We start from the raw sequence: 24,623 nt of genomic DNA, 5'->3' as shown, positions 1-24,623 counted from the left end.
CTTGACTTCGAGTGCACTCGAAGTCGTATCGTGTGGACATGACCACTCTCCACGAGGGCTATGCCATCTCCGACGTCGCCGAACAGACCGGACTGAGCGTCCATACGCTTCGCTACTACGAGCGCGCAGGGCTCATGCCACGTCCGATCGGTCGCAGCTCGTCGACGCACCGCCGCTACAGCGAGGGCGACGTGTCCTGGGTCGTGTTCCTCACGAGGCTCCGCTCGACGGGCATGCCGATCGCGACGCTCCGCGAGTACACGGAGTTGGCTCAGCGCGGTGACGACACCGCCGAGGCGAGGCTCGAGCTGCTCCTGCGGCATCGGATCTCGTTCCTGGCCCGCCTCGAGGAGATGCAGCAGTCGCTGAAGGTCATCGATCGCAAGATCGAACTCTACACAGAACAGGTGGCAACACGATGAAGCACATCACACTCGGCACAGCCGGACCAGACATCGCCCGGATCGGCCTCGGCTGCATGGGGATGTCGGCGTTCTACACCGGTGCCGCCCTCGACGACGTGGCATCGACAGCGACGATCCACCGTGCCCTGGACCTCGGCGTCACCTTCTTCGACACCGCTGAGATGTACGGTCCCTACCTCAACGAGGAACTGCTCGGAACTGCACTCGGGTCACGCCGGGACGAGGTGACCCTCGCGACCAAGTTCGGGACGATCCGCAATTCCAGTGACGGACAGTTCGGCGCCGATGGCAGCGCCGCGAACGTGCGCCTGTCGATCGAGGGATCGCTGCGCCGGCTCGGGACCGACGTCGTGGACCTCTACTACCTCCACCGCGTGGATCCGGGCGTGCCCATCGAGGAGACGGTGGGTGCACTCTCGGAACTCGTCACCGAGGGCAAGATCCGGTACATCGGTCTGTCGCAGGCGGCTCCGGACACGATCCGGCGTGCACACGCCGTGCACCCGATCACCGCTCTGCAGACCGAGTACTCGCTCTGGAGCCGCGACCCCGAGGCGGAGATCCTGCCGACCGTCCGTGAGTTGGGCATCGGCTTCGTCCCGTACTCGCCGCTCGGTCGTGGGTTCCTCACCGGCACGATCCGATCGCTCGACGTGCTCGACGAGACCGACTTCCGTCGCGCCAACCCGCGCTTCACGGGGGACAACCTCGCTGCGAACATCGCGATCGTCGAAGAGGTCGACCGGATCGCCGCGTCGCTCGATGCGACACCGGCCCAGGTGGCGCTCGCCTGGTTGCTGGCCCAGGGTGACGACATCGCGCCGATCCCCGGCACGAAGCGGATCCCGTATCTCGAGGAGAACCTCGGCGCCGACGAGCTCTCCCTGTCGGCCGACGCGCTCGCTCGACTCGACGCACTCCGTCTCCCGGCCGGCGACCGGTATCCGGACATGAGCACCGTCAACCGCTGAGCTCCGGCAGGCGCTGAGCTCCGGCAGGCGCTGAGGGCCGGCGTCGCTCGAGGCTCAACGACGAGAGCGGGGTGCCGTCCACCGATGGTGGAGGACACCCCGCTCTCGCGACACCGCGCAGACTACGCCTGGACGCCCCGGATGGGCGGGTGGTGGAAGGTGTCGCCGAAGGCACGCTCGCTCGCACCGACGCGGTCCAGGTACGGCGTCGCTCCGCCGTCCTGGAACGGCCAACCCGCACCGAGGATGAGCCCGAGGTCGATGTCCTGGGCGGCTGAGACGACGCCCTCGTCCAACATGAGCTTGATCTCCGAGGCGAGGCCGTCCTCGACCCGTCGCAGGATCTCGTCCTCGCTGAGCGGGCTGTCGCCCGTGACGAGCACCTTCTGGGCCTGCTTCGTGAAGCCGGTCACCTTCCCGCCCTTGTCCTTCTCGACCACCGAGTCCAGGCTGGCGAGCCGGTGGAGGTTCTCCGACGCGAAGAACCGGTCGGGGAACTTCCCGACCATCGTGTCCTGCACGTGCGCGGCGACCTTCCAACCGACGAGGTCGATGAGCTGGAAGGGCGTCATCGGCAGGCCGATGGGCGCGAAGGCACGTTCGACCGTCAGCAGCGGGGTGCCGGCGTCCAGGGCGTGCGCCGCCTCACCCATGACCTTCGCCAGGAGCCGGTTGACGATGAAGCCGGGAGCGTCGGCGGTGAGGATGGCGCTCTTCTTCAGCTTCGCCGCGGTGGCGAAGGCCGTCGCGAGCGTCTCGTCGTCCGTCTGGGGTGTACGGACGACCTCGAGCAACGGCATGACGGCGACCGGGTTGAAGAAGTGGAAGCCGACGAGCCGCTCGGGGTGCGCGAGCTTCGCGCCGATCTCCTCGACGGAGAGCGAGGAGGTGTTCGTCGCGAGGACAGCCTGCTCCGAGACGTACTGCTCAACCTCGGCAAAGACGCTCTGCTTGACGCCGACCTCTTCGAAGACGGCCTCGATGACCCAGTCGCAGTCCGCGAAGTCGGCCTTGTCCGTGGTGCCGGACAGCAGCGCCTTCAGGCGGTTCGACTCGTCGGGGGAGATGCGCCCCTTCCCTCGGAGGGTGTCGATCTCGCCGTGGATCCGGGCGACGCCGGCGTCGACGTGGCCCTGGTCGAGGTCGGTGATGACCACCGGCACCTGGAGCCGCCGGAGGAAGAGCAGCGCGAACTGGCTCGCCATGAGCCCGGCACCGATGATGCCGACCTTCGTGACCCGTCGGGCGAGCTGCTTGTCGGGCGCTCCCGCCGGGCGCTTGGCGCGCTTCTGCACGAGGTCGAACGCGTACATGCTCGCCTGGAACTGGTCGCCGACGATGAGCTCGGACAGCGCCCGGTCCTCTCGCTCGAACCCCTGTGCCTTCGTGCCGCTGCGGGCGGCCTCAAGCAGCTCGAGGGCCGCATAGGGCGACTTCGCGACCGTGCCGATCTTGCTCTCGAGCATCTTGCGGGCGGTACTGATGGCGAGCGGCCACTTGATCGTCCGCTCCACCTTGCCCGGCACGTTCTTGCGCTGCACGGTCACCGTGCCACCGAGCACCCCGTCGGCCCAGCGCAACGAGTCCTCGAGGAAGTTGGCGGACGGGAACATGACGTCCGCGATGCCGTAGGCGAGCGCGTCCTGCGCCTTGAGCATCCGGTTGTTCTTGAGCGGGTTCGAGATGACGACGTTGAGTGCGTTCTCGATGCCGATCAGGTTCGGGAGCAGGTAGGCGCCACCCCAGCCCGGGATGAGTCCGAGGAACACCTCGGGGAGCGCGATCGCGGGCGCCGAGGCGTCGACGGTCCGGTAGTTCGCGTTGAGGCCGATCTCGAGTCCGCCACCGAGCGCGAGTCCGTTGATGAAGACGAAGGTCGGTACGCCGAGGTCCTCGAGCTTGCCGAAGACGTGGTGGCCGAGCTGCGCGAGCTTGGTCGCGACCTCACGGGAGGGGATGTCGCCGACCTTGCTCAGGTCGGCGCCGGCCGCCAGGATGAACGGCTTGCCCGTGATGGCGACACCGTCGATCTCGCCGGACGCGGCACGGGTCCGTTGCGCCTCGAGGACGCCGTCGAGCTCGAGCAGCGTGACCGGGCCGAGGGTGTTCGGCCTCGTGTGGTCGCGTCCGTTGTCGAGGGTGATGAGCGCGATCGTGCGGCCGCTCGCCGTGGTGACGTCCTTGACGAAGGAGCGCGTCACGACCTCGTCGTCGCCGCTGATCGCGACGAGCTCCGAGAAGTCGATGGTCGTGTAGTCGGTCATCTACTTGCGTCCCTTCTTGCCGGTGAAGTACGGGTTCTCCCAGAGCACGGTGCCGCCCTGGCCGAGGCCGACGCACATCGCCGTGAGGCCGTAGCGCACCTCGGGGTGCTCGGCGAACTGCGCCGCGAGCTGGATCATGAGTCGGACGCCGGATGCCGCGAGCGGGTGCCCGACCGCGATCGCGCCACCCCACGGGTTCACCCGCGGGTCCTCGTCGTCGATGCCGAAGTGGTCGAGGAAGGAGAGCACCTGCACGGCGAAGGCCTCGTTCAGTTCGAACAGACCGATGTCCTCGATCGACAGGCCCGCCTTCCGCAGGGCCTTCTCCGTGGAGGGGACTGGACCGATGCCCATGATCTCGGGCTCGACGCCCGCGAACGCGAAGCTGACGAGGCGCATCTTCGGCGTGAGGCCGAGTTCCTTCGCCGCCGAGGCGCTGGCGAGCAGACTCACCGTGGCACCGTCGGTCAGCGGCGAGGCGTTGCCTGCGGTGACACGGCCGTGGGGCCGGAACGGCGTCTTCAGTCCGGCGAGCCCCTCCATCGTGGTCTCGGGGCGGAGCCCTTCGTCGCCGGTGGCGAGTCCCCATCCACTGTCGCTCCGGAGCGCGACCGGGACGAGGTCGGGCTGGATCCGTCCGGCTTCGTAGGCGGCCGCGACCTTCTGCTGGCTGCGCATACCGAAGCGGTCGGAGCGTTCCTTCGTGAGCTGCGGGAACCGGTCGTGGATGCGCTCGGCCGTCTTGCCCATGTTCAGCGCGTCCTCACTGACGAGGCGCTCGGCGAGGAACCGCGGGTTCGGGTCGGCGTCCAGCCCCATGGGGTGACGCCCCATGTGCTCGACGCCACCGGCGAGGACGAGGTCGTAGGCGCCGAATGCGATGCCGCTGCCGAGCGTCGTGACCGAGGTCATCGCTCCGGCGCACATGCGGTCGATCGCGAATCCGGGGACGGACTTCGGGAGGCCGGCGAGCAGCGCGGCGGTGCGGCCGAGCGTCAGCCCCTGGTCGCCCTGCTGGGTCGTCGCCGCGATGGCGACCTCGTCGATGCGGTCGAGCGGCAGACCGGGATGACGTTCGAGCAGTCCGATGATCGCCTTGACGATCAGGTCGTCAGCCCGGGTGTTCCAGTACATGCCCTTTTCGCCGGCTCGTCCGAACGGTGTCCGGACTCCATCAACGAATACGACGTCGGCTTGTTCGGCCACGTTGCCTCCTCATTCTCGGGGTACGCCCCGATCCTAGGCGGCAGACACGGGTGGACACCCGGGTGCAGCGCTTCCTACGAAGCGTCCGGGTCAGGCTCTACCGGGGATTGGGCCGACTCGACAAAGGCGTCGGTGATCGCCCGGGCGGTCGCGTCGATCTGCCAGGGGCGTGCCTCGTGCTCGGCGAGTGCCGCGGCGACCGTCTCGACGGTGAGTGGTTCGGGCGGCGTCCAGGCCAGTCGGCGCAGCGTCTCCGGCGTGAGCAGGTTCTCGACCGGCATCGTCAGGAACTCCGCCGTCGCGAGGATCTTCGTCCGTGCCGCGGTGTACCTGGCGTGCGCGTCCGGATTCTTGTCGGACCAGCTGCGCGGGGGTGGCAGCGTATCGCTCGCCGGTCGGGCACCGGGGAGGTCCTCGGTGGTCTGGCCGGTGTGGATCGCGTTCCACCAGAGGTCGAGTTCGGTGCGGCTCGCGCGCCCACGGAAGTCCGAGAGCGCTGCGAGGTCGCGCTTCGAGCTGGGGTTTGCCTTCGCGGCCGCGGTGATCGAGGCGTCGGGGATGAGTCGCCCGGGGGCGGTGTCGCGGCGCTGCGCGAGTTCGTCACGCGCGACCCAGAGCTCGCGAGCGACGGCGAGGTTGCGTTGCCCGCGCACGGCGTGGAGTCCGGAGAGCCGGCGCCAGGGCTCGGCGCGGGGTGCCTTCGCCTCCCGGGCCAGCGTCGCCTGGAACTCCTGGCGCGCGATGTCACTCTTCCCGGCATCCTCGATGCGGGCTGCCAGCTCCTCCGCGGCGTCGACGAGCAGTTCGACGTCGAGCGCCGCGTATTCGAGCCAGGAGGCGGGGAGCGGGCGGGTCGACCAGTCGGCGGCGGAGTGCTCCTTCGCCAGGTGGATGCCCAACAGTTCCTCGACCACGGCACCCAGCCCGACACGCGGCAGCCCGAGCAGACGGGCCCCCAGTTCGGTGTCGAAGAGCTCGCTCGGGTCGATGCCCACTTCGCGCAGACAGGCGAGGTCCTGGCTGGCCGCATGCAGGATCGACCGCTCACCCTGGATCAGGGCGCCGAGTTCGGCCATGGAGCCGATGGCGGGCGGGTCGTACAGGAAGACCCCGGCACCGCGACGGTAGACCTGGATCAGGTAGGCCCGCTGGGAGTAGCGGTAGCCCGACGCACGTTCGGCGTCGAGCGCGAACGGTCCGTGACCCGCGGCGAGCACCTCGAGTGAGGCGAGGTAGGCCTCGCGGGTGTCGGTGACGACCCGTGGTGCGGTGGGCGCGGGCGGGGGGAGGAGCGGTGCTGATTCAGGCGCCGCGTCACTCACGGTGAGCTCGTTTGACGGACAACAGGGAGACCCCTTCGGTGGTCGGAGGCAAGCCGGCGAGCATGCACAGCAGCTCTCCCCATCCTTCCACGTGCGCCGCGACGTCGCTCTCCAGCGGTGTCCACGACGCTCGAAGCTCGATCTGTGCGCCGTCGCCCTGCCGGGCGAGCTCCCCGAAACCACTCGAGATGATCTTCGTCGCGGTACCGGACGCTGCCTGGTAGGAGGCGCCGCGGGTGTCGAGGGCGTCCACGAGCCAGGACCAGGCGACCTCGGCAAGGAACGGGTCGAGTCCGATCTCGGTCTCCAGGGGGGCCTGGGCGAAGCAGACGACGCGGAAACTTCCTCCCCAGGCGTCAGAGCCGTCCGGGTCATAGAGGAGGACGAACCGCCCCGTACCGAGGTCGGAGTCGGCATCGTGGCGACTCGGCGAGACGTCGGCCGCGAGGGCGATGGCGAACGGCGCGAGATTGCTCGGCGCGGGGATCTCAGTGACTCTCAGATCGGGCCGGACGGCTGCAGCGCGAACAGCGTCCACCGCTCGGGCGAACTCTTCGGGAACCTTTGCCGTCGTCGGACTCTCTACCACGAGTGAAGACTAGAGTTACATCCCGATGAATGGGCAGAGGCACGCCGGGCGGAGACGCGGACCCGGGTCGCAGGCAGGCGGTCGAGGAGCGGCGAGCACCGGCATCCGACGGCGGGGTTCGGCGACGGATGCGATCGTCATCGCCGGTGGAGCCGCTGCCGCCGTCGGCGCCCTCGGACTCGCCGTCGTCGCGACCATCGCCCGCAAGGTGGTGGTCCCGGCTCGGGACCGTCCGAGTGAGGCTCGCATCGTCGGGTTGGACCGTGCCGGCGGGACGGTCGAACTCGTCGCGTCCCCGGACACGATCGTCCCCGGCCGCTACGGCAGCTGGGTGACGAGACGGGCCGCCTACGTGCAGCTGGGTGACATCCTCGAGGTGCGGCAGCACACCGTGGTCCGGACGCTCCTCGGCGGCGACGTCGACGCACTCCGCGTCGGCCAGGAGGCCGAGTTCAGCGGGTGGTTCTTCCGCCGCCCGGAGGAACTGGGCCTCGCCCACGAGGACGTGCTCGTCCCGACCCCGCTCGGGCCGGCGCCGGCGTGGGCGATCCACCCGGAGGACGGACCGTCCACCCGCTGGGCCGTCCTGGTGCACGGCCGGGGGACCACGCGATCCGAAGCGCTCCGAGCGGTGCCGAGCTTCCGCAACGCCGGGTACTCGTGCCTGCTCGTCTCCTACCGCAACGACGGCGACGCTCCGCCTGCGCTGGACTTCCGCTACGCGCTCGGCGACGAGGAGTGGCGCGACGTGGACGCCGCGATCGGTTGGGTGCGTGAACAGGGCGCCGCCGACGTCGTGCTCATGGGCTGGTCCATGGGCGGAGCGATCGTGCTCCAGGCCTCACGGCGGACGACGCACCCCGAACTCCTCCGCGCCGTCGCGCTCGATTCGCCGGTCATCGACTGGGTGGACGTCCTGCAGCACCAGGCCCGCGAGAACCGGATCCCGAGCGTGGTCGGTCGGGTCGCCCTGCTCGCCATCAGCCGCCGGTGGGGACGCCTCCTGACCGGGCAGGCGACGAGCATCGATCTCGGTCGGCTCGACTACGTCGCCAACGCCGCCGACCTCGCCTTGCCGATCCTGCTGATGCACAGTGACGACGACGGTTACGTCCCGGCAGGGCCGTCGCGGGCGCTCGCCCTCGCACGACCGGACATCGTGACGTTCGTCCCGTTCACCGTCGCCCGTCACACGAAGCTCTGGAACTACGACCCGGAGCGTTGGACCGCCGCGGTCTCGGACTGGCTCGACGAGCTCGTGCCGCTACCGCCCGGGCACTGACCGACGGGCCGACGACTCAGGCGAGTTCGCGGAGGCGGCGCTTCGTCCGGCCGAGCAGCGCCGACATCCCGCGCAGTCGCAGTGGCGACACCGCCCGGGAGAGTCCGATCATCTGCGGGAAGTCGTCGGGGACGGCGAGGACCTCATCGACGGTGAGTCCGGCGAGCCCCTGGACGAGGATGCTCGCGAAGCCGCGAGTGGTCGGCGCTTCCTCGGGAGCCGTGGCGAACAGGTGCACGATGCCGTCCTCGTCGATCTCGACGAAGAAGAACACGGGCGCCTGGCACTCGAGCACCCGCTCCATGAGATCGGGGTGGTCGCGGTAGCGCTCCGGGAGGTCCGGCAGCTCGTCGCTGAATTCGAGGAGCAGCTGCAGCCGTGAGCGTTCCTCGACGGCGAGGAACTCATCTCGGATCTCGGCGAGGTTCGGGGCGAGGAGGGAATCGGTCATGGTCACTCCAGTATCGCAGCCGGGAACAGCGGACCGCCCTCCCGCGCAGTGAGGCCGTGCGGAAGGGCGGTGGGTGGACGAGCTCAGCGCGTCGGTGCGTCGCCCGGCTCGGCGCCCTGCACGATCGGCACGCGCACGGCGCTGCCCCACTCCGTCCAGGACCCGTCGTAGTTGCGGACGTTGTCGAACCCGAGCAGGTGCTGCAGGACGAACCACGTGTGGCTCGACCGCTCGCCGATGCGGCAGTAGGCGATCACCTCGACGCCCTCGGCGAGGCCCGCACCGTCGCGGTAGATCGCGTCCAGCTCCTCGGCCGGCCGGAAGGTGCCGTCCTCGGCGACCGCCTTGCCCCACGGGACGCTCTGCGCACTCGGGATGTGACCGGCGCGGAGCGCACCCTCTTCGGGGTAGGCGGGCGCCGTGGTGCGTTCACCGCTGTACTCCTCGGGGGAGCGGACGTCGATGAGCGGCTTGCCGAGGTGGGCGAGCACGTCGTCCTTGTAGGCGCGGAGGGCCGTGTCGTCGCGCTCCACTACGGGGTACTCGACGGCTTCGCGCTCCGTGGCGTCGCGGGTGATCGCCCGGCCGTCCGCGATCCACTTGTCGCGTCCACCGTCGAGCAGTCGGACGTCCTCGTGTCCGAAGAGGCTGAAGACCCACAGGGCGTAGGCGGCCCACCAGTTGTTCTTGTCGCCGTAGATGACGACGGTGTCGTCTCGCGAGATCCCCTTGGACCCGAGCAGCGCGGCGAACGCGGCTCCGTCGATGTAGTCGCGCTCGACCGGGTCGTTGAGGTCGGTGTGCCAGTCGACCTTCACCGAGCCGGGGATGTGGCCGGTCTCGTAGAGGAGGACGTCCTCATCGGACTCGACGACGACGAGACCGGGTTCACCCAGGTGCGCTTCGAGCCACTCCGCCGTGACGAGGCGCTCGGGGTGGGCGTAGGCGGTGAACTTGGTCGAGGTCGAATCGGCGTCGACGGTCATGGGTACCTCCGGTCGTGCAGCTGGCTGCGGTGGGGCTCGGGTGTCGTGCATCTAGGCTGGAAGCCTGTCCCTTCGACAGTACGCCGTCCGCACCACCGAACCGCACCGATGCGTCAGACGCCGTAACCCAGCACCCATGCAGAGCCAGAGGTTTGCCGTGACCACGCCTTCCGTCCCGACCGGATTCCGCAGCCTCACCGACCGTGTCCCCACGGTCAGTGGCGCCGAGATCGTCGCAAGCCTGACGCCGCCCCGGCAGTTCGAGCAGGCGAGCTTCGACTCGTACCGTCCGGATCCCGACTTCCCGGGCCAGGCGGCCGCGGTCGAGAAGCTCCGCGGCTTCTTCGCGCCCCAGGCCGGTGGTGGCGGCGGCTTCTTCGGCCGGCGGAAGTCCAAGGCGCCGGCGGCCAAGCCGGGCATCTACCTGGACGGTGGCTTCGGCGTCGGCAAGACCCACCTCCTGGCCGCGCTCTGGCACGACGCTCCCGGTCGGAAGAAGTACTTCGGCACCTTCATCGAGTACACGGCCCTCGTCGGTGCGCTCGGCTACGCGGCGGCGGTCGCGCAGCTGACCGGCGCGACGCTCATCTGCATCGACGAGTTCGAGCTCGACGACCCGGGCGACACGATGGTCATGACCCGACTGCTCGGGGAACTCGTCGCGACCGGGACGAGGATCGCGGCGACCTCCAACACGCCGCCGAACGCCCTGGGGGAGGGCCGCTTCGCCGCAGCCGACTTCCTCCGCGAGATCCAGGCGATGAGCGCCAACTTCGAGACCCTCCGCATCGACGGCACCGACTACCGCCGCCGCAGCATCGAGGGACACGCCGTAGTGAGCTCCGAGGAGCGTTTCGACGCCCGCACCGCGGAGGCGGCGGCCGCCGACCGTGACGTCACGGTCGACACCTTCGACGGTCTCATCACCCACCTCGCCGCCGTCCACCCTTCACGGTTCATCGGACTCCTCGACGGCGTCGACCTGATCGCGCTCCGCGACGTCCACGAGTTGACCGACCAGGGCCAGGCGCTCCGGCTCGTCGCGTTCATCGACCGGGTGTACGACGCACAGATCCCCGTGGTCACGACCGGCACGGCCCTCGACGAGGTGTTCGGTGGCGACATGCTCAACGGTGGATACCGCAAGAAGTACCTGCGCGCGATGTCGCGCATGATCGCCCTCACCTCGATGGACTGACCGGCCCCACCTGGTCACGAAACACGCTGTTTACCTGGGCGGCACTCGCGTAACACGTCGGAAACACGTTGACAGTCGTGCGGAAACCTCCGTTCCCCAGACTGGTCGCTGTACCGAGTCGGACGGCGAGGCCGAGCTCAGCCAGTCCTCACCATCTCGGGCACCCGTTGCAAGACCACGATGTGTGAGGAAGATCCAATGGATACAGGCAGTATCGCTTGGGGAGTCACGGCAACCGCTCTGGTGCTGTTCATGACCCCCGGCGTCGCATTCTTCTACGGCGGCCTCGTGAAGGCGAAGAGCGTCGTCAGCATGATGATGATGAGCTTCGGCGCACTGGGCCTCATCAGCGTGCTGTGGATCCTCTACGGCTCCAACATGTCGGCCGTCGGCAGCCCGCTGGAGTTCGCGGGCAACCCGTTCTCCGACTTCGGGATGACCGCACTCGCGAGCGGCGAGACCGCGAACACCGACCTGGTGGGAGCGACCTACGGTGCCACCTTCGCGATCATCACGATCGCGCTGATCTCCGGCGCCATCGCCGACCGTGCGAAGTTCGGCTCCTGGATGATCTTCGCGGGCCTCTTCGCGACCATCGCGTACTTCCCGATCGCCGCGTGGGTCTGGGGCGGCGGCTGGATCATGAACCTCGGCACCACGCTGTTCGGTGAGGATGCCGGCATCGGCGTCATCGACTACGCGGGTGGAACCGCGGTGCACATCAACGCCGGAGCCGCAGCACTCGCCCTCGCACTGGTGCTCGGTAAGCGCATCGGCTTCCAGAAGGGAATCACGAAGCCGCACAACGTGCCGCTCACCCTCCTCGGAGCCGCCATCCTGTGGTTCGGCTGGTTCGGCTTCAACGCCGGCGCCGAGTGGCTGAACGAGCTCGCGAACGTCGGACTCATCGTCGTCAACACCGTCGGGGCCACCGCTGCCGCCATCATCGGCTGGATCGTCGTCGAGAAGTTCAAGGACGGCAAGGCGACCTCGGTGGGCGCCGCCTCCGGTGCCGTCGCTGGTCTCGTCGCCATCACCCCGGCGTGCGCGAACCTCACTCCGGGTTGGGCGCTGCTCCTCGGCATCGTGGCCGGCGCCGTCTGCGCCATCGCCGTCGAGCTGAAGTTCAAGCTCGGCTTCGACGACTCGCTCGACGTCGTGGGCATCCACCTCGTCGGTGGCCTCATCGGCACCCTGTACCTCGGCTTCTTCGCGACCGAGACCGGCCTCTTCGTCGGCGGCGGCATCGAGCAGCTCGCGGTCCAGGCCATCGCCGCCTTCGCCGTCCTCATCTACTCCTTCATCGTGGCCTTCGTCATCGGCTTCGCGATCGAGAAGACGATCGGCTTCCGCGTCAAGAACGAGGACGAGATCGCCGGCGTCGACACCTCCGTGCACGGCGAAGAGGGGTACGCCCTCGTCGACTGACCTCGACCGCCCCCGATTCGCCGAACGGGCGTCGTCCACCAGGACGGCGCCCGTTCGGCGTTCCCTGCGGTGGGAGCCGCGGACGATAGGGTGACGGCGTGTCAACCTTCACCTCGATCATCCGCCGCGTCGCGAACGCACTCCTGGGCCCCTCGACTCGCGCCGCCTCCAGTGCGGTGCGCACCGCCGGCCTCGCGACGCCACCGACCACCACCGCCGCTTCACCCGGACGCTCAGGCCGGACGGCGACGGTCGAGGTCGATCCGCGGGCGGTCGGCGCCGTGTCCATCGACTACGCCCCGGCCGTCGACGGCGATCCCGATCCCGGCGAGATCGTCTGGACCTGGGTGCCGTACGAGGAGCGTGATGGACGTGGCAAGGACCGTCCGGTGCTCATCGTGGCGCGCTCGACCGGAGGCTGGGTGCTGGCGGTGCAGCTGACGAGCAAGGATCATTCGCAGGACGGTGAGTTCGTGCCGCTCGGCACCGGCGGATGGGACAATGCCGGCCGTCCGAGTTGGGCGAACCTCGACCGCGTCTTCCGTGTGCATCCCGACGGGATGCGACGGGAGGCGGCTCAGGTCCCGCGTGATCGCTTCGCCCGAGTCGCCACTGGGCTCCGTTCGCGGTACGGGTGGCGCTGACCGACCAGCGACCGGTCGCTCAGGCATACCGGTCACTCCGTCGCGGCGCGGCATCCCACGGCACCTGCCCGTGCTCCCAGGCGTCAGCGGAGCGAGGAGTTGCCGGTGCGGCGGACCGGCGTCCACCCGGCACGGCACGCTCCGCCTCGGCGAGCGTCGCGAACCGACCGATCAGTCGGCGGTCCTCTGACCGCGGAGCCCACGTGACGCAGCGGAAGTAGGCCGGCGCACCGCTCGGCGCGAAGTACTTCACGAGACCGGCCGGCCGGTCGGGCACCTCCCGCATCACGATCCACTCGGCCTCGCCGATGCGGATCGGCGGGGCAGCGGGCCGGTCGGACATGATTCGAACATATGTTCGAACGAGCGTTGTGTCAAGTCACACCGTGACCGGGAATGATCGACGGATCAGACGCTATCCGACGCGGTCGAGCGCCTCGACCGGAGCCGACCGTTCGATCTCGGCGACCCAGGCGTGTCGGGTCTCCGGATCCTTCCGGATCGACAGGAGACGGTCCATGTAGGGCTCGAGCGCCGTCACCTTGTCGAGCGGGGCCCCGATCACGAGCTGGAAGCCGAGCCGCAGCCAGGCGACCACCGCGCGACCGGCGAACTCCGAGTCCGCCTTGATGAAGCCCTCGTCGAGCAGCACCGGCGCGAACCTCGGACGCGGGCGGTCCTCGTCACCGAGCTGGTAGCGCAGGGCGGCACCGACGATGAACGCGACGAGCTCCTGGGTCTCGCCACCGCTCTTGTCGCCGAGCGAGGAGTAGACGCTGACGTCCTGACCAGACGTGTCGAAGCGCACGGCGGTGATCTCGACGTGACGGCGCACGTCGAGCACCTGGTCGCGGGTCGACTGGGACCCGGCACCCGTGTCGCGCATCGACTCCATGAACCGGCGGAGCCGCTGGAAGCGGGCCTCCAACTCGTCGTCGTCGAGGTTCGCGGTGACTTCGCTCGACAGCGCCCGAAGCTCGCGCCGGAAGGCGGAGGCCTCCTCGCGATGCACCCGGCGGAGGACGATCTTCAGACGATCGTGCGCCGGTCCGAACGGCAGGTCGCGCAGGATGTCGTTGACCGGGACCAGGCGGTCCTCGATCTCCTCGACGGCGCTGTCGAACGCGCTGCTGAGGGGGACCAGATCCTCCCCGCTCCACTGGGACAACCGGCGGCGCCACTCCTGACGGCGCTCGGGGAGACCGGTGCCGAGGATGCCGTCGAGGATCGCCCGGTAGTCGCCGTAGGACTCGAGCGTCGTGCCGAGGTTGGGGTCGTGCCAGATCGACTGGTACTGCTCGAACACGTGCACCTGTGCGAGCGCGGCCTGCTCCGCCTGGCGGACGGCCGACGACAACTCGTCACCGAGCCGGGCGCGGAGCCGCTTCATCGCGTCGCCGAACCCGCTGAGTGACGGCACGCCGCCCACCGCCGTGAGGGCGGCTTCGATCCGATCGACGTCGGCGGGGGAGACCTCCTCCACCTCGGAGCGCTCGAAGCGGTCGATGACCGTCGTCGCCGCGTCCTGCTGATCGACGAGGACCCCATGCTCCTCGTCGAGGCGTCTGACACGGTCCTCGGCCGGGAACCGCTCGGCGTTCGCGGCGTCGAGTTCACGTTGGGCGGCCGCCACCGAGCCCTGGAGCTCCTGCAGGACGTCACTGGCGTAGAGCAGACGCTCCAGCTCGGCCGCGGCGGCGTCACGATGCGCCGCAGCACCGGCGACGTCGATCCTGGCCCACTCGGTGTCGAGTCGGTACCGGTGGGCGGCCCGCTCGGCCTCACGACGCGACAGCCGCTGCTGGATGCCGGCCTGTCGACCGGCGATGAGCTCGAGTCGCCCGCGGATCTCGGCCGTCTCCGCCTCGATCGACGCGATCCGCGCCTCATTGGTGAAGCCGAGGATCGGTGCGCCGCCCGTGTCGCCGTGGGAGCCGCGGCGGCCGTCACGCAGCTGGCCGTTCACGGTCACGCGGCGACCTCCGCCCGAGAGCTCCGACGGTGTCTCCACACACCGCGCGTCGATCCGGTCCGAGGTGACGCGCTGCTCGATCCACGTGCTGAACGGGGAGGTGCGGTACGTGACGCGGCCGGAGATGAACGCGGGGTCACCCGCATCGGGGGAGGACGGCTCATGCAGCGGGACACCCTCGAACTGCAGGCGGACCGGGATCCGGACGGCGTCGATCGCGCGGCCGAACGCGTCGAGGTGTTCCTCGTCGACGAGGACCGTCCTCGCGAGACCGTGCAGGGTGACCTCGATCGCGGGACGCCAGGCGGCATAGGCGGGAGCGACGTCGATGAGCTCGGCCACGAACGGCAGCTGTTCGGGATCGAGTCCGGCCGCCTCGGCGAGGGCGAGCCTCGCCCGGTGGAGTCGATCGGGGACCGCGCCGTCACGGCCGCGAAGCGACTGCAGCTCACGGCGGAGCTCGGTGTTGCGCTCCTCGAGAGGGAACGCTTCGCGATGCAGCAGGGCGCGATCGGTCTCGATGGCGTCGAGCGCGGTGTCGTCGTCAGCGAGGAAGTCCTCGCTGCGGCCGAGCGCACGCCGGAACGAGGCTTCGTCCTCGATCGGATCGTCGAGCACCTCGGTGCGCTCGTCGAACAGCGACCTGGCTCGTGCCACCTCGGCGTGCGTCGCCTCCGCGGCCTCACGGCGTTCCTCGGCACGCCGCAGCGCGCTCCCGCCCTGCTCCGACACCTGACGCTCGAGTTCACGGACGCGGACACCCGCGGCAGCAGCTCGTGCCCGTGCCGCCTCCAACGTGGCCCCGGCCTCGAGCTTCTCCCGCCGATTCCGGGAGACCGCTTCATCGAGCAGAGCCTCGTGTGCGCGACTGCGCCAGACGGTGAACGGGGTCGTGCCGTCCTCGGTGAAGCCGAGGCGCTCGAGGTCGGCCGCCGCCCGGTGCCCGTCCTCGTAGTCGCGACGCAGTTCACCGAGCCGCTCGAGCACCCGAGCCTTGCGGCTCTCGGTCTCCATCGCGAGGTACGCCTCGTCGAGCGCCTCGAAGTGCGACAGCGCCCGGTCGGCCGCGTCGTACGTGCTCGGACGCTCCAGCACCATCGACTTGTACAGGCCGTCGACCGTCGGCAGGTGCTGGCCCGCCTGGATCCGGGCCAGCAGACGCATCGCCCGACCACCGTCGCCACCGGCACCGATGCCGAGACGGGTGTGCAGCGTGTACGACAGCTCCGCGTAGGTGTCGCGGACGACGAATCCGGGGATGCGACCCTGGAGCTCACCGGCGTCGAACCGCTTCGGCACGAACGCCTCGAGGTCCGTGAGCTCGAACGGCCCGTCGACGGTCGACATCGTCATCGACAGGTCACCGGTGCGCAGTGCACGTCGGGGGACGAGGTAGGCGCGCACGACTGTGAAGCGACGGTCGTCGTCGTTGAGGAACGTCACCGCCACTGCACCCCAGGTGAGCTGATCCGTGCCGCGCAGGTTGATGTCGCGCATCGCCCCGGTCTGCGGGTCCCGTGCCGAGTCGACCTTGCCGCGGAGATAGGTGAGCAGGTTGCGCTGGTCGGGATTCCGCGCCCGTCCGACCGCCGCGTCGTTGGAGGCTCCGTTGAACGGCACGTCCGATGGCATCATGACCGCGAGGTACGCGTCCATGAGCGAGCTCTTCCCGGTGCCGGAGGCGCCGGAGATGAGCGTCGCGCGGGAGGCGAAGTCGACCGATCGGTACCCGTCGAACCCACCCCAGTTGATGACCTGCATCCGTTCGATGCGCCACTGCTCGACGAGGTCCAGCAGGGTGTCGGTGTCCGTGGAGCGGCTCATCGGTCGTCCTCTGCTGCTGGTGGCTGGGTCTGGTCGTCGGGGGAGTCCTGCGACTCGGCTGCGGTGCCGTCGGACTCGTCGTCCGAGTCCGCGTCGGCATCGGGTCGCGGCTGCTCAGACGCCGGATCGACCGTCGCGGTCTGCGTCTCGAGCCACTCCAGGAGCTCCTGGAGGCGCTCGAGGGGGAGGAGCGTCTCCACCACCGACGCGATCCGGTGGCGGCGGGCGTCCTTGGTCCGCAGCAGGACCCGCGCGGTCAGCAGCTTGTCGATCGCACGTTCGACGCGTCCGTCGTCACGGGCGCGGTCGGTGGCGTGCTCGGGGCGGAAGCTCGCGACGAAGCCGAGCAGCTCGTCGTGTTCGACGATCGCGGCCCGTGCACCGTTGGCCAGTTCGGTCCGGAGACGCGTCCGCAGGTAGACGAGCAGGATCGTCTCCTCGCGGCTGTAGCTGGTGTCGTGCAGCAGGGTCGGGAAGGGACGCCGCCCGCTCTCCGAGCCCGCCTGGCGCTTGAAGGCGACCTCGGCCGAGCGGTCCACCTCGAGCTCCAGGAACAGCTCGTTGAGGCGGGACCGCAGCAGCGACTCGGACTCGAGGACCGTCCGCCACTCGGCAGGCTGGAGCGCGGGGCTGACGTAGCGGTGCTTCAGCAGAGCGACCAGCGCACGACGTTGAGCGGCGTCGAGGCGTCCCTCGTCCCCTTCGAAGAGGGCGAACGAGTCGTCGTCCGGGCCGGCGAGCGGCGCCTCGGCGGGTGCGACGGCGTCGGGGCCGTCCGTCGTCAGGTCGTCCGACGTCGAATCGGTCGTCGCCGCCACGGTGGGATCCGTCTCGGAGGTCATGTCATTCCGTTCCGCGCCCGGCCTGGTCGGCCGGAGCAGTCGTCGTGGTCGTCGTGGCTCGCGTCAGCGCTGCGACACCGGCCTCACCCAGTGGGAAGGCCGGGAGTTCGAACGCGGTGGTCGTCCCGTCCGGACGGACCGTTTCGTAGCGACGGCGTGGTGCCTGCTCGTCGTACGTGCCCAGCTGGGTCATGAGGTGGACGAGGCCGAAGAGCTCCACAGGTCGTCGGAGTTCCGGATCGAGCGCGGAGAACGCCGCATGGGCGTCCTCGGCACCGGAGGTCACCGCATCGAGGAGTCCGGCTCGGAGCTCGTCGAGGAGCGGACCACCCTGCGATCGGAGGGTGTCGAGCGACATCGCCGCGCCGTCGATCCGTTCGACGGCGGTCGCGATCGGCGGCGGTGCGACCTCGACGTCCGGATCGTAGAACCGCTCGCGCAGGTGCTCGATGTCGATGGTCTCGGGGAGGAGCGGCAGGTCGACGGTGGCGCGTGGCCCCGCGGTCCGCATCCAGATGCCGAGGCGCTGGTTCAGTGCACGCAGGGTCGTGTCGAGTTCGCGGTCCTGCACGACGTCGTGATGCACGATGTGGTCGCGGAGCGTCGCGGTGAGCCGCCGACGCTGCGCGAGGACGTCGTCGATCCCCTGTCGGATGATCCCGACGGCACCCCGGAAGCCACGGAGCTCCGCGGGCCCGAGCCTGGACGAGAAGGGGTGGTCGAGGATCGTGGAGAGGTCGCGCTTGAGGTCCTGGAGCAGATCGTCGTTGCGGAGGAGCTCGAAAGCGCCCTCGAAAGCCCGGCCCTCGGCCGTCGCCGTCATGAGCTCGTCGGTGCGCCGGAGGTAGTCGTCGAGGATCTCGCCGATCGGACGGGTGTCGTTCCGGAAGTCCTCGACGATCCGCCGGTGCATCGCGATGACCGACTCCTCGACCCGGCGGAAGTCGCTCGGGAGCTGACGGATGAGGTCGGCGATGTTCGCGTAGCCGTCCTGCATGCGGTCGTCGCTCGCCGCGACGACGGTGCCGCCGGCCGCGACCCGTTCGCGCTCCGCCTGGAGCTCGGCGAGCTGCGCGTCGATGCGACGCAGATGCTCGTCACGGTCAGGGTCGGCCTGCAGCGCCCATCGGCGCACGGAGTCGAGGATCATGGTCAGGCGCGACTCACTGATGAGGGCGCGGTCGTGTGCGAGTCCGTCGACGAGCGAGACCGCTTCGAGCGCGTGCGAGGTGAGCGAGTACTGTTCCTCGCCGTCGTCGGTGCTGGTCCGGACGAGCCACTGGTCGTGGACCCACTCCCGGCAGAGGGACCGCCCGCCACCGCGTTCATCGCCGCCGGCCGGGATCCGCGCACCGCGCGCCGCGAGTTCGCCGAGGTACTCCTCGACCTGCAGGTGGAAGCGGTCCGCTGCGACGAACTGGACGTCTCGGCCGAACGTGGTCCGAAAGATCGCGACCACCGCGGGTGCGGTCGGTCGGCTCAGCAGCCGGATCGCGGGACGCTCCAGCGCGTCCCGGACGCGGCCGAACTCTGCGTCGATCTCTCCCACTGCACTCCTCGATCGTCCGGGCACACGAACACCCCGAGGCCACCGCAGCTGCCAGATTATCAGCGCACCGCACCCGTGGTGAGCCACGCCGAGCATCGTAGGTCCCGATCAGCCCGGGTCCGGTCCGGCCGCTGTCAAGGTCCAGGGTGAGGCCGGGCGGTCCGGTTACGGTGAGGACATGGGAACAGAGCGATGCCCCCAGGTCCTGCGGGGAGACGGTTGAGCCACGCGAACGGTGATCACCGGTGATCCGGTCCGCGCTGCGGACACTCGGCTGGTGGGCGCGCGACTACGCTTACGCGCTCGTCTGGCAGCTCCGGGCGTTCGTCAGCCGCACCGATCCGCATGACTTCCTGTCCGGCGACCGGTCGCCGATCGTCGTCCTCCCGGGCGTCTACGAGACCTGGCGGTTCCTCGAGCCGCTCATCCGCCGACTCCACGACGACGGGCACCCGGTGCACGTGATCGACCCGCTCGGGCGCAACGACCGCGCGGTCCCGGTGGCGGCACGACTCGTCGCCGACTACCTCGAGGCGAACGGGCTCGGCGACGTCGTCCTCCTCGCGCACAGCAAGGGCGGGCTCGTCGGCAAGTACGTCATGTCGCTCGGCGGCGGGGGAGCCCGGATCTCCGGGATGCTCGCCGTCGCCGCACCGTTCGCCGGATCGCGGTATGCGAGGCTCATGATCCTCCCGAGCCTGCGCATCTTCACCCCCGACGACCCGACGATCCTCGCGCTCTCCCGGGAGGCGACCGTCAACCCGAGGATCGTCTCCGTGTACGGGCGCTTCGATCCGCACATCCCGGGCGGCAGCCGACTCGACGGTGCCAAGAACGTGGAACTCGACACGGGCGGCCACTTCCGGATCCTCGCCCACCCGCGCGTGTTCGCGGAGGCACAGCTGCTGGCGGACGGGCGGGACGCATGACGGTCGAGACGCTCGAGACGCTCGAGACCGGGTCCCACCCGCTCGTGACCGTGGACGTGGTCGTTCCGGTGAAGGACGACGCCGCGCTTCTGCGCCGCTGTCTGCGCTCACTGCGCGCGCAGCACACCGGACCCGCATCGATCATCGTCGTCGACAACGGCAGCCGCGATCGCGCCGAGGTCGCGGCCATCGCCGAGCGGTACGGCGCGGTCCTCATCGATGAGCCGATGCCCGGCATCCCCGCGGCGAACGCAGCAGGCTTCGACCATGCGACGGCGACGATCGTCGCGAGACTCGACGCGGACTGCGTGCCGCCGCCGGACTGGTTGACCCGGATCACCGAGGCGTTCGCGACGGACCCGGAGCTGGAGGCGCTCACCGGCCCCGCCGTCTTCATCGACGGTCCCCGCCCGCTCCGAGCACCGCTCGCCGGCCTCTACCTCGGCGCGTACCGGCTCTTCGTCGGGGCCGCCCTCGCCCAGGTCCCGATCTTCGGGTCCAACTGTGCGATCCGACGCGAGACGTGGGAGCAGATCGCCGAGACGGTGCACCGCGAGGATGCGGAACTGCACGACGATCTGGACGTGTCGACACACCTGGGTCTCCACCGACGCGTGCGCTACGACCGGTCGCTCGGGATGGGGATCTCGATGCGCCCGTTCACCGATGCCGGTTCGCTCGCCCTCCGGATGCGTCGGGGCTGGACCACCCTGCGTGTGCACTGGCCGGAAGACCTGCCCGCCGTCCGATGGTTCCATCGCAGCCGCCGTCTGCGCGCCATCCTCCCCGATGCGACGAGCGCGCCGCGGACGGTGCCGTGGCGGGAGCGGAGCCGGCTGGTGCGCGCCGTCCGGCTCTGGCGGACGCGCCGGCCGGTGACCTTCCGGGAGAAGGTCCGGTACAAGATGCTCCGCGACCGTCGTCCGCTCATCGTCACCTTCGCGGACAAGGCCGCCGTGCGGGACCTCGTGGCTTCGCGGATCGGTCCGCACCTGCTCCCGCGCGTGTACGGGATCCTCGACGACCCGCGCGAGCTGCGGGACCTGGAGCTCCCGGAGTCCTACGTCGTCAAGCCCACGCACGGCAGCGGGGCGGCCATCGTCGTCTCGTCGTCCGCCCGACCCGATGCCCGTCTGCCGACCGAGGCGGGGAGCTGGGAGTACCGGCACGTCCGACCGGAGACGGTGGATCGCGATCGACTCGTCGAACTCGCGGGCGGCTGGGTGTCCCAGTTGTACGGTCAGGGACCGAACCGCGAGTGGGCGTATGGACGGGTCCCGCGCAGGATCATCGTCGAGGAGCTGCTGGCGGGACCGGACGGCGGAATCCCCGACGACCTCAAGTTCTTCGTCTTCCATGGGCGCTGCCGGTACATCCAGCTCGACTCCGGCCGGTTCGGACGCCGGACCCAGGACTTCTTCCGACCGGACTGGCGGCACCTGCCCCTGAGCGGCGGACCCTCGTGGGCCGCCCCGGAACCGTCGGTGCCCGAGCGGCTCGACGAGATGATCGACCTGGCCGAGCGGCTGGCCGCCGGCACCGACTTCGTCCGCGTGGACCTGTACGACCTCGGCGACCGCATCGTGTTCGGCGAGCTGACGAGCTACCCCGCCGGTGGCGAGAGCCCGTTCGACCCGGAGCGGTACAACGCTGAGTTCGGCTCCTGGTGGACGGTGCCGAGGCGATACCGGTGAGTGACGTCCCGCGGGGTTCGCCACGGCAGCGCTGGCTCGTGGCCACGAACGAGTACGCGGGGCTCACGAGCTACACGGGCGGTATCGGACGGCACTACGCCGCGCTCCTTCCCGCCCTCGTCCGTTCGGGAATCGAGGTCGACCTCGTCGTGTGCTCGGACGACGAGCTGCGCGCCGGCGCGGACCTCGACGGTGTCCGACTCGCCGAGGCCGTGCGGCACGGCAGCCGAACACCGCGCGTCCTCCGGATGCTCCTCGACGCCCGAGCCGTCCGCCGGGTGTTCCGACGCGGTTCGTACGACCGGGTCTTCCTCCCCGAATGGGGCGCCCTCGGATCGGCACTGCCACGTTCGGCCCCGCTCGTGACGAATCTCGCGACGAGCGTGCGTCTCTCCAACCGCGTCTCGGGACTCCGCCTCGGTGACCTGCCGGTCGCCGGACGCATCGCGGTCGGCGTCCAGGACGCCCTCGAGACCCGACAGATCAGACGCTCCGCCGCGCTCGTCGCGATCTCGACCGCGATGCTCGCTCGCACGAGGGGTCTGCTCGGTGCCCTGCCGCCGACCGCCGTCGTGCGCAACTGCATCGACGTCGAAGCCGTCCGCGCAGCCGCGTCGACCGCCGGACTCCCGGCGCGATGGCCGACCGGCGCGGAACCGGTCGTCCTGTTCCTCGGCCGTCTCGAGCGACGGAAGGGAGTGGTGGAGGCGTTCCAGGCGTTCGCGCTGCTCGTCCGGCAGGTTCCGGGTGCTCGGCTCGTCCTCGCCGGTTCCAGCGGTGACCGGCGGTTCGAACCGGACGTGTCGGCACTGGTGTCGCTGCTGCCCGAGTCGGCACGGGACCGGGTCGTGTGGCTCGGGCATGTGCCGGGAGACGAGCTCTATCGGTCCGTCGACGCCGCGACGGTGGTCATGTGCCCCTCGCGCTGGGAGGGGTTCGGCAACGCCGCGCTCGAGGTGAAGACGATCGGGACCCCGCTCATCGTCACCACCGGGAGCGGGTACGACGACTTCTGCACGGACGGAGTCGACTGCCTCATGGTGCCTCCGGGCGACCACCGGGCGCTCGCAGCTGCTCTCCGCGACGTCCTGGACGCTCCGTCGCGCGCCCGGGCACGGGCGGGAACCGCCCGTGACACCGTAGCCCGTTACGCGCCGGACCCCGTCGCCGCGGCGCTGGTGGCCGCGGTCGACGGGCTGTTCGGGCCGGTCGGCTGAACGCGGACCCAGTCGTCACCCGCCCGCCGGACCGCGCCGGCCTGAGCGAACGCCTCCAGCCAACCGGTCATCGGCCAGGTTCCCCAGCGGTCGGCGAACCGTGCGCCGTTCCGGAGGATGTCGTCGAAGTGCTGCCATGGCGGGCGCTGTGTCTCGTGGTGCTGGTGATAGGCGTGGGCGCCTCCGACCCACACGAGGGGCGTCCCCGCGGCGCTCAGGGCGAACGCGAAATCGGTGTCCTCACCGCCGTACCCCTCGTACCCCTCGTCGAAGCCTCCGGTGCGGGACCACGTCGAGCGAGTCGTCGCGAACGACAACGACCAGAACAGCGGGTACTCGTCCTCGGAGGCGACACGCTCCGCGCCGTCTTCCGGGTTCGGTCTCGCGGCATGTGGTGCCGTCGCCGCTGCCAACGTGTGGTGGTCGGTGACGTCCACGCCGGGCTGCAGATAGGTCACCGGTCCGCAGAGGATGGCCCCCGGATGGCGAGCTGACGCTTCGCGGTACCGGTCGAGCAGCGCGGGTCCGGGGACGCAGTCCGCGTCGAGGAACACGATGAGGTCGGCGCCGCGCTCGACGGCCAGCGCGGCGCCGAGGTTCCGACCTGCCGCGAGACGGAGCCCGTCGGGCCCAGGTGGGAGGTGGACCGTCAGCTCCGCGTCGAGGGTCGGTGGTGCGTCGTCGCCGATCCACACGACGAGTCGTTCCACCACGTCACCCGACGTCGACCTGGACGCCCCGACGGCCTCGAGCTGCCGCTCGAGGTGTCCGAGCCTGGGGCGCGAGCACAGGGTCACGACCGATGTCCTCATCGTCCACCCCCTGCAGGATCGCCGGCCGCGACCGCCTCGATCGCCTCAGCTGCCCGTCGGGCGGCGCCCGCCACCTGCCAGCGCGACCAGTCGGGGTCGAGCTCCGCAGCCTGCTCGAGGACGGCCGGCCAGTCCGCAGCGTCGGGCCAGGACGCCCGCACGACCGCCAGCTCGTTGGCTTCGAGTGCACGGGCGGTGGACATCTGCTCGTCGAACGGGCGTTCCTGTGGGACCACGACGGCCGTGACGCCGGCCGCGGCGAGATCGGCGATCGCGTTCTGACCGGCCCACGACACCACCACCTCCGCCCGGCAGAGCGCGTCCCACGGGTCGTCGGTCCAGACGGACCCGGCACCGGTGCCGAGTGAGGTCCAATCGCGACCGCTGGCGCGTACGGCTTCCTCCACGGCATCCCGCGACACCGTGGAACCCCCGGCGCCGGCGAGGAGGAGCACCCCGCTGCGCCCGGCTTCCGCGGACGTCCGCTCGCGTCCCTCGAAGCGACTGATGCCGCCGGTGTACACCACCTTGTCCCGCACAGGACGGAGGTGCTCGAGGTCCAGGAGCCCGTGTGGCCATGGGGCGATGATCGTCGACGCCGCACGGAATGCAAGCGCGTGCGGCTCGTCGTCGCGGTGGCCCGGCTGTGCCATGACGACGGTGGGGACACCGAGCAGGCGTGCGAGGAGCACCACCTCGACGGAGACGTCCACCACCATCGCGTCCATCTGCTGCTGCGCGAGAGCGGCGGCGATGGTCGCAAGACGAGCACGGTGACCGGCATGGCCGATTGGCGCCCAGTGCAGCAGCCCCTCCGCGGTCGGATCGCAGTCGTCCGGGGGAGACGCGCCGTCCGGCACGTCGTCGTCCCAGTCGAGCACGACCCAGGAACAGTTCGAAGGGAGTCCCACCGGCTCGGGGAACGAGCTGAAGCAGACGATGTCGGCGTCGAGGTGGGGTGCGACGGCGAGCAGACGCGTCACGTGTCCCCGTCCGTGGTGGTGCACGTACCAACCGA

The 24,623-nt window shown here is 70.0% G+C and carries 21 protein-coding genes; 9 read left to right on the top strand and 12 right to left on the bottom strand.

Features of this window, described 5'->3' with window-relative positions; translation table 11 throughout:
* The first annotated feature begins 38 nt into the window (after positions 1-38).
* Both ITJ62_RS08020 and ITJ62_RS08015 read left to right on the top strand, forming a co-directional pair.
* Positions 39-422, top strand: coding sequence for a MerR family transcriptional regulator (locus tag ITJ62_RS08020; RefSeq protein WP_124769309.1), 384 nt, complete (start codon positions 39-41; stop codon positions 420-422).
* Entirely contained in the window at positions 419-1,396 is a 978-nt protein-coding gene (locus tag ITJ62_RS08015; protein ID WP_194600756.1) for an aldo/keto reductase, read from the top strand. The genes ITJ62_RS08020 and ITJ62_RS08015 overlap by 4 nt, the downstream gene beginning before the upstream one ends.
* A 122-nt stretch (positions 1,397-1,518) precedes the next feature.
* Here ITJ62_RS08015 and ITJ62_RS08010 read toward each other — a convergent pair whose 3' ends face one another.
* The 4 genes from ITJ62_RS08010 to ITJ62_RS07995 all read right to left on the bottom strand — a co-directional run bounded on the left by ITJ62_RS08010 (position 1,519) and on the right by ITJ62_RS07995 (position 6,777).
* Positions 1,519-3,660: a 3-hydroxyacyl-CoA dehydrogenase NAD-binding domain-containing protein gene (locus tag ITJ62_RS08010; protein ID WP_194600753.1), complete on the bottom strand. Its 2,142-nt coding sequence runs from the start codon at positions 3,658-3,660 to the stop codon at positions 1,519-1,521.
* Positions 3,661-4,866, bottom strand: a complete 1,206-nt coding sequence (locus tag ITJ62_RS08005) for a thiolase family protein (RefSeq protein ID WP_194600750.1) — start codon at positions 4,864-4,866, stop codon at positions 3,661-3,663.
* Between the two features lie 74 nt (positions 4,867-4,940).
* Positions 4,941-6,188 (bottom strand): HRDC domain-containing protein, encoded by a 1,248-nt coding sequence (locus ITJ62_RS08000; RefSeq protein ID WP_192017970.1) that lies wholly within the window; start codon positions 6,186-6,188, stop codon positions 4,941-4,943.
* The gene (locus ITJ62_RS07995) at positions 6,181-6,777 is read right to left on the bottom strand and encodes a DUF3000 domain-containing protein (protein WP_194600747.1); all 597 of its coding nucleotides are present in this window, start codon (positions 6,775-6,777) and stop codon (positions 6,181-6,183) included. Before ITJ62_RS07995 ends, ITJ62_RS08000 begins: the two co-directional genes overlap by 8 nt.
* Before the next feature lie 25 nt (positions 6,778-6,802).
* Between ITJ62_RS07995 and ITJ62_RS07990 the strand changes: the two genes are divergently transcribed.
* The gene (locus tag ITJ62_RS07990; protein WP_079705892.1) at positions 6,803-8,059 is read left to right on the top strand and encodes a S9 family peptidase; all 1,257 of its coding nucleotides are present in this window, start codon (positions 6,803-6,805) and stop codon (positions 8,057-8,059) included.
* A 16-nt stretch (positions 8,060-8,075) separates the two neighbouring features.
* On the opposite strand, the gene ITJ62_RS07985 is transcribed toward ITJ62_RS07990, so the two are convergent.
* Both ITJ62_RS07985 and ITJ62_RS07980 read right to left on the bottom strand, forming a co-directional pair.
* Positions 8,076-8,510: a SufE family protein gene (locus tag ITJ62_RS07985; protein ID WP_194600744.1), complete on the bottom strand. Its 435-nt coding sequence runs from the start codon at positions 8,508-8,510 to the stop codon at positions 8,076-8,078.
* 83 nt (positions 8,511-8,593) lie between these two features.
* The gene (locus ITJ62_RS07980; protein ID WP_194600740.1) at positions 8,594-9,496 is read right to left on the bottom strand and encodes a sulfurtransferase; all 903 of its coding nucleotides are present in this window, start codon (positions 9,494-9,496) and stop codon (positions 8,594-8,596) included.
* Positions 9,497-9,632: 136 nt separating this feature from the next.
* Between ITJ62_RS07980 and zapE the strand changes: the two genes are divergently transcribed.
* From zapE to ITJ62_RS07965, 3 genes are all read left to right on the top strand, one after another.
* Positions 9,633-10,694, top strand: a complete 1,062-nt coding sequence (zapE, locus tag ITJ62_RS07975) for a cell division protein ZapE (protein ID WP_138947040.1) — start codon at positions 9,633-9,635, stop codon at positions 10,692-10,694.
* A 198-nt stretch (positions 10,695-10,892) separates the two neighbouring features.
* On the top strand, positions 10,893-12,122 hold the full coding sequence (locus ITJ62_RS07970) for an ammonium transporter (protein WP_194600738.1): 1,230 nt from the start codon (positions 10,893-10,895) through the stop codon (positions 12,120-12,122).
* A gap of 98 nt (positions 12,123-12,220) precedes the next feature.
* A complete protein-coding gene (locus tag ITJ62_RS07965) occupies positions 12,221-12,766 on the top strand; it encodes a type II toxin-antitoxin system PemK/MazF family toxin (RefSeq protein ID WP_370581867.1) in 546 nt (181 codons plus the stop codon).
* A 19-nt stretch (positions 12,767-12,785) separates the two neighbouring features.
* Here the strand turns inward: ITJ62_RS07965 and ITJ62_RS07960 are convergent, their stop codons facing one another.
* The 4 genes from ITJ62_RS07960 to ITJ62_RS07945 all read right to left on the bottom strand — a co-directional run bounded on the left by ITJ62_RS07960 (position 12,786) and on the right by ITJ62_RS07945 (position 18,953).
* Entirely contained in the window at positions 12,786-13,109 is a 324-nt protein-coding gene (locus tag ITJ62_RS07960; protein ID WP_194600735.1) for a hypothetical protein, read from the bottom strand.
* 72 nt (positions 13,110-13,181) lie between these two features.
* Positions 13,182-16,562, bottom strand: a complete 3,381-nt coding sequence (locus tag ITJ62_RS07955) for an ATP-binding protein (RefSeq protein ID WP_194600732.1) — start codon at positions 16,560-16,562, stop codon at positions 13,182-13,184.
* Positions 16,559-17,404 (bottom strand): DUF4194 domain-containing protein, encoded by an 846-nt coding sequence (locus ITJ62_RS07950; RefSeq protein WP_194600729.1) that lies wholly within the window; start codon positions 17,402-17,404, stop codon positions 16,559-16,561. Before ITJ62_RS07950 ends, ITJ62_RS07955 begins: the two co-directional genes overlap by 4 nt.
* Before the next feature lies 1 nt (position 17,405).
* Positions 17,406-18,953, bottom strand: coding sequence for a DUF3375 domain-containing protein (locus ITJ62_RS07945; RefSeq protein ID WP_194600726.1), 1,548 nt, complete (start codon positions 18,951-18,953; stop codon positions 17,406-17,408).
* A 248-nt stretch (positions 18,954-19,201) separates the two neighbouring features.
* Here ITJ62_RS07945 and ITJ62_RS07940 point away from each other — a divergent pair, with 248 nt between their 5' ends.
* The 3 genes from ITJ62_RS07940 to ITJ62_RS07930 are packed head-to-tail and all read left to right on the top strand — an operon-like array spanning position 19,202 to position 22,793.
* Entirely contained in the window at positions 19,202-19,882 is a 681-nt protein-coding gene (locus ITJ62_RS07940) for an alpha/beta hydrolase (protein ID WP_194602396.1), read from the top strand.
* A complete protein-coding gene (locus tag ITJ62_RS07935) occupies positions 19,879-21,576 on the top strand; it encodes an ATP-grasp fold amidoligase family protein (RefSeq protein WP_194600722.1) in 1,698 nt (565 codons plus the stop codon). Before ITJ62_RS07940 ends, ITJ62_RS07935 begins: the two co-directional genes overlap by 4 nt.
* Positions 21,573-22,793, top strand: coding sequence for a glycosyltransferase family 4 protein (locus ITJ62_RS07930; RefSeq protein WP_194600720.1), 1,221 nt, complete (start codon positions 21,573-21,575; stop codon positions 22,791-22,793). Before ITJ62_RS07935 ends, ITJ62_RS07930 begins: the two co-directional genes overlap by 4 nt.
* Here ITJ62_RS07930 and ITJ62_RS07925 read toward each other — a convergent pair.
* Complete coding sequence (locus tag ITJ62_RS07925; protein ID WP_194600717.1) at positions 22,724-23,605, bottom strand: glycosyltransferase family 2 protein; 882 nt, start codon at positions 23,603-23,605, stop codon at positions 22,724-22,726. The two genes, ITJ62_RS07930 and ITJ62_RS07925, sit on opposite strands and share 70 nt — an antisense overlap.
* Positions 23,602-24,588 (bottom strand): glycosyltransferase, encoded by a 987-nt coding sequence (locus tag ITJ62_RS07920; RefSeq protein WP_370581866.1) that lies wholly within the window; start codon positions 24,586-24,588, stop codon positions 23,602-23,604. Before ITJ62_RS07920 ends, ITJ62_RS07925 begins: the two co-directional genes overlap by 4 nt.
* Between the last annotated feature and the right edge of the window lie 35 nt (positions 24,589-24,623).

This window comes from Plantibacter sp. VKM Ac-2876 (genome assembly GCF_015350715.1).
Lineage (GTDB): Bacteria > Actinomycetota > Actinomycetes > Actinomycetales > Microbacteriaceae > Plantibacter > Plantibacter auratus.
This window is presented reverse-complemented; position numbering and strand designations above follow the sequence as displayed.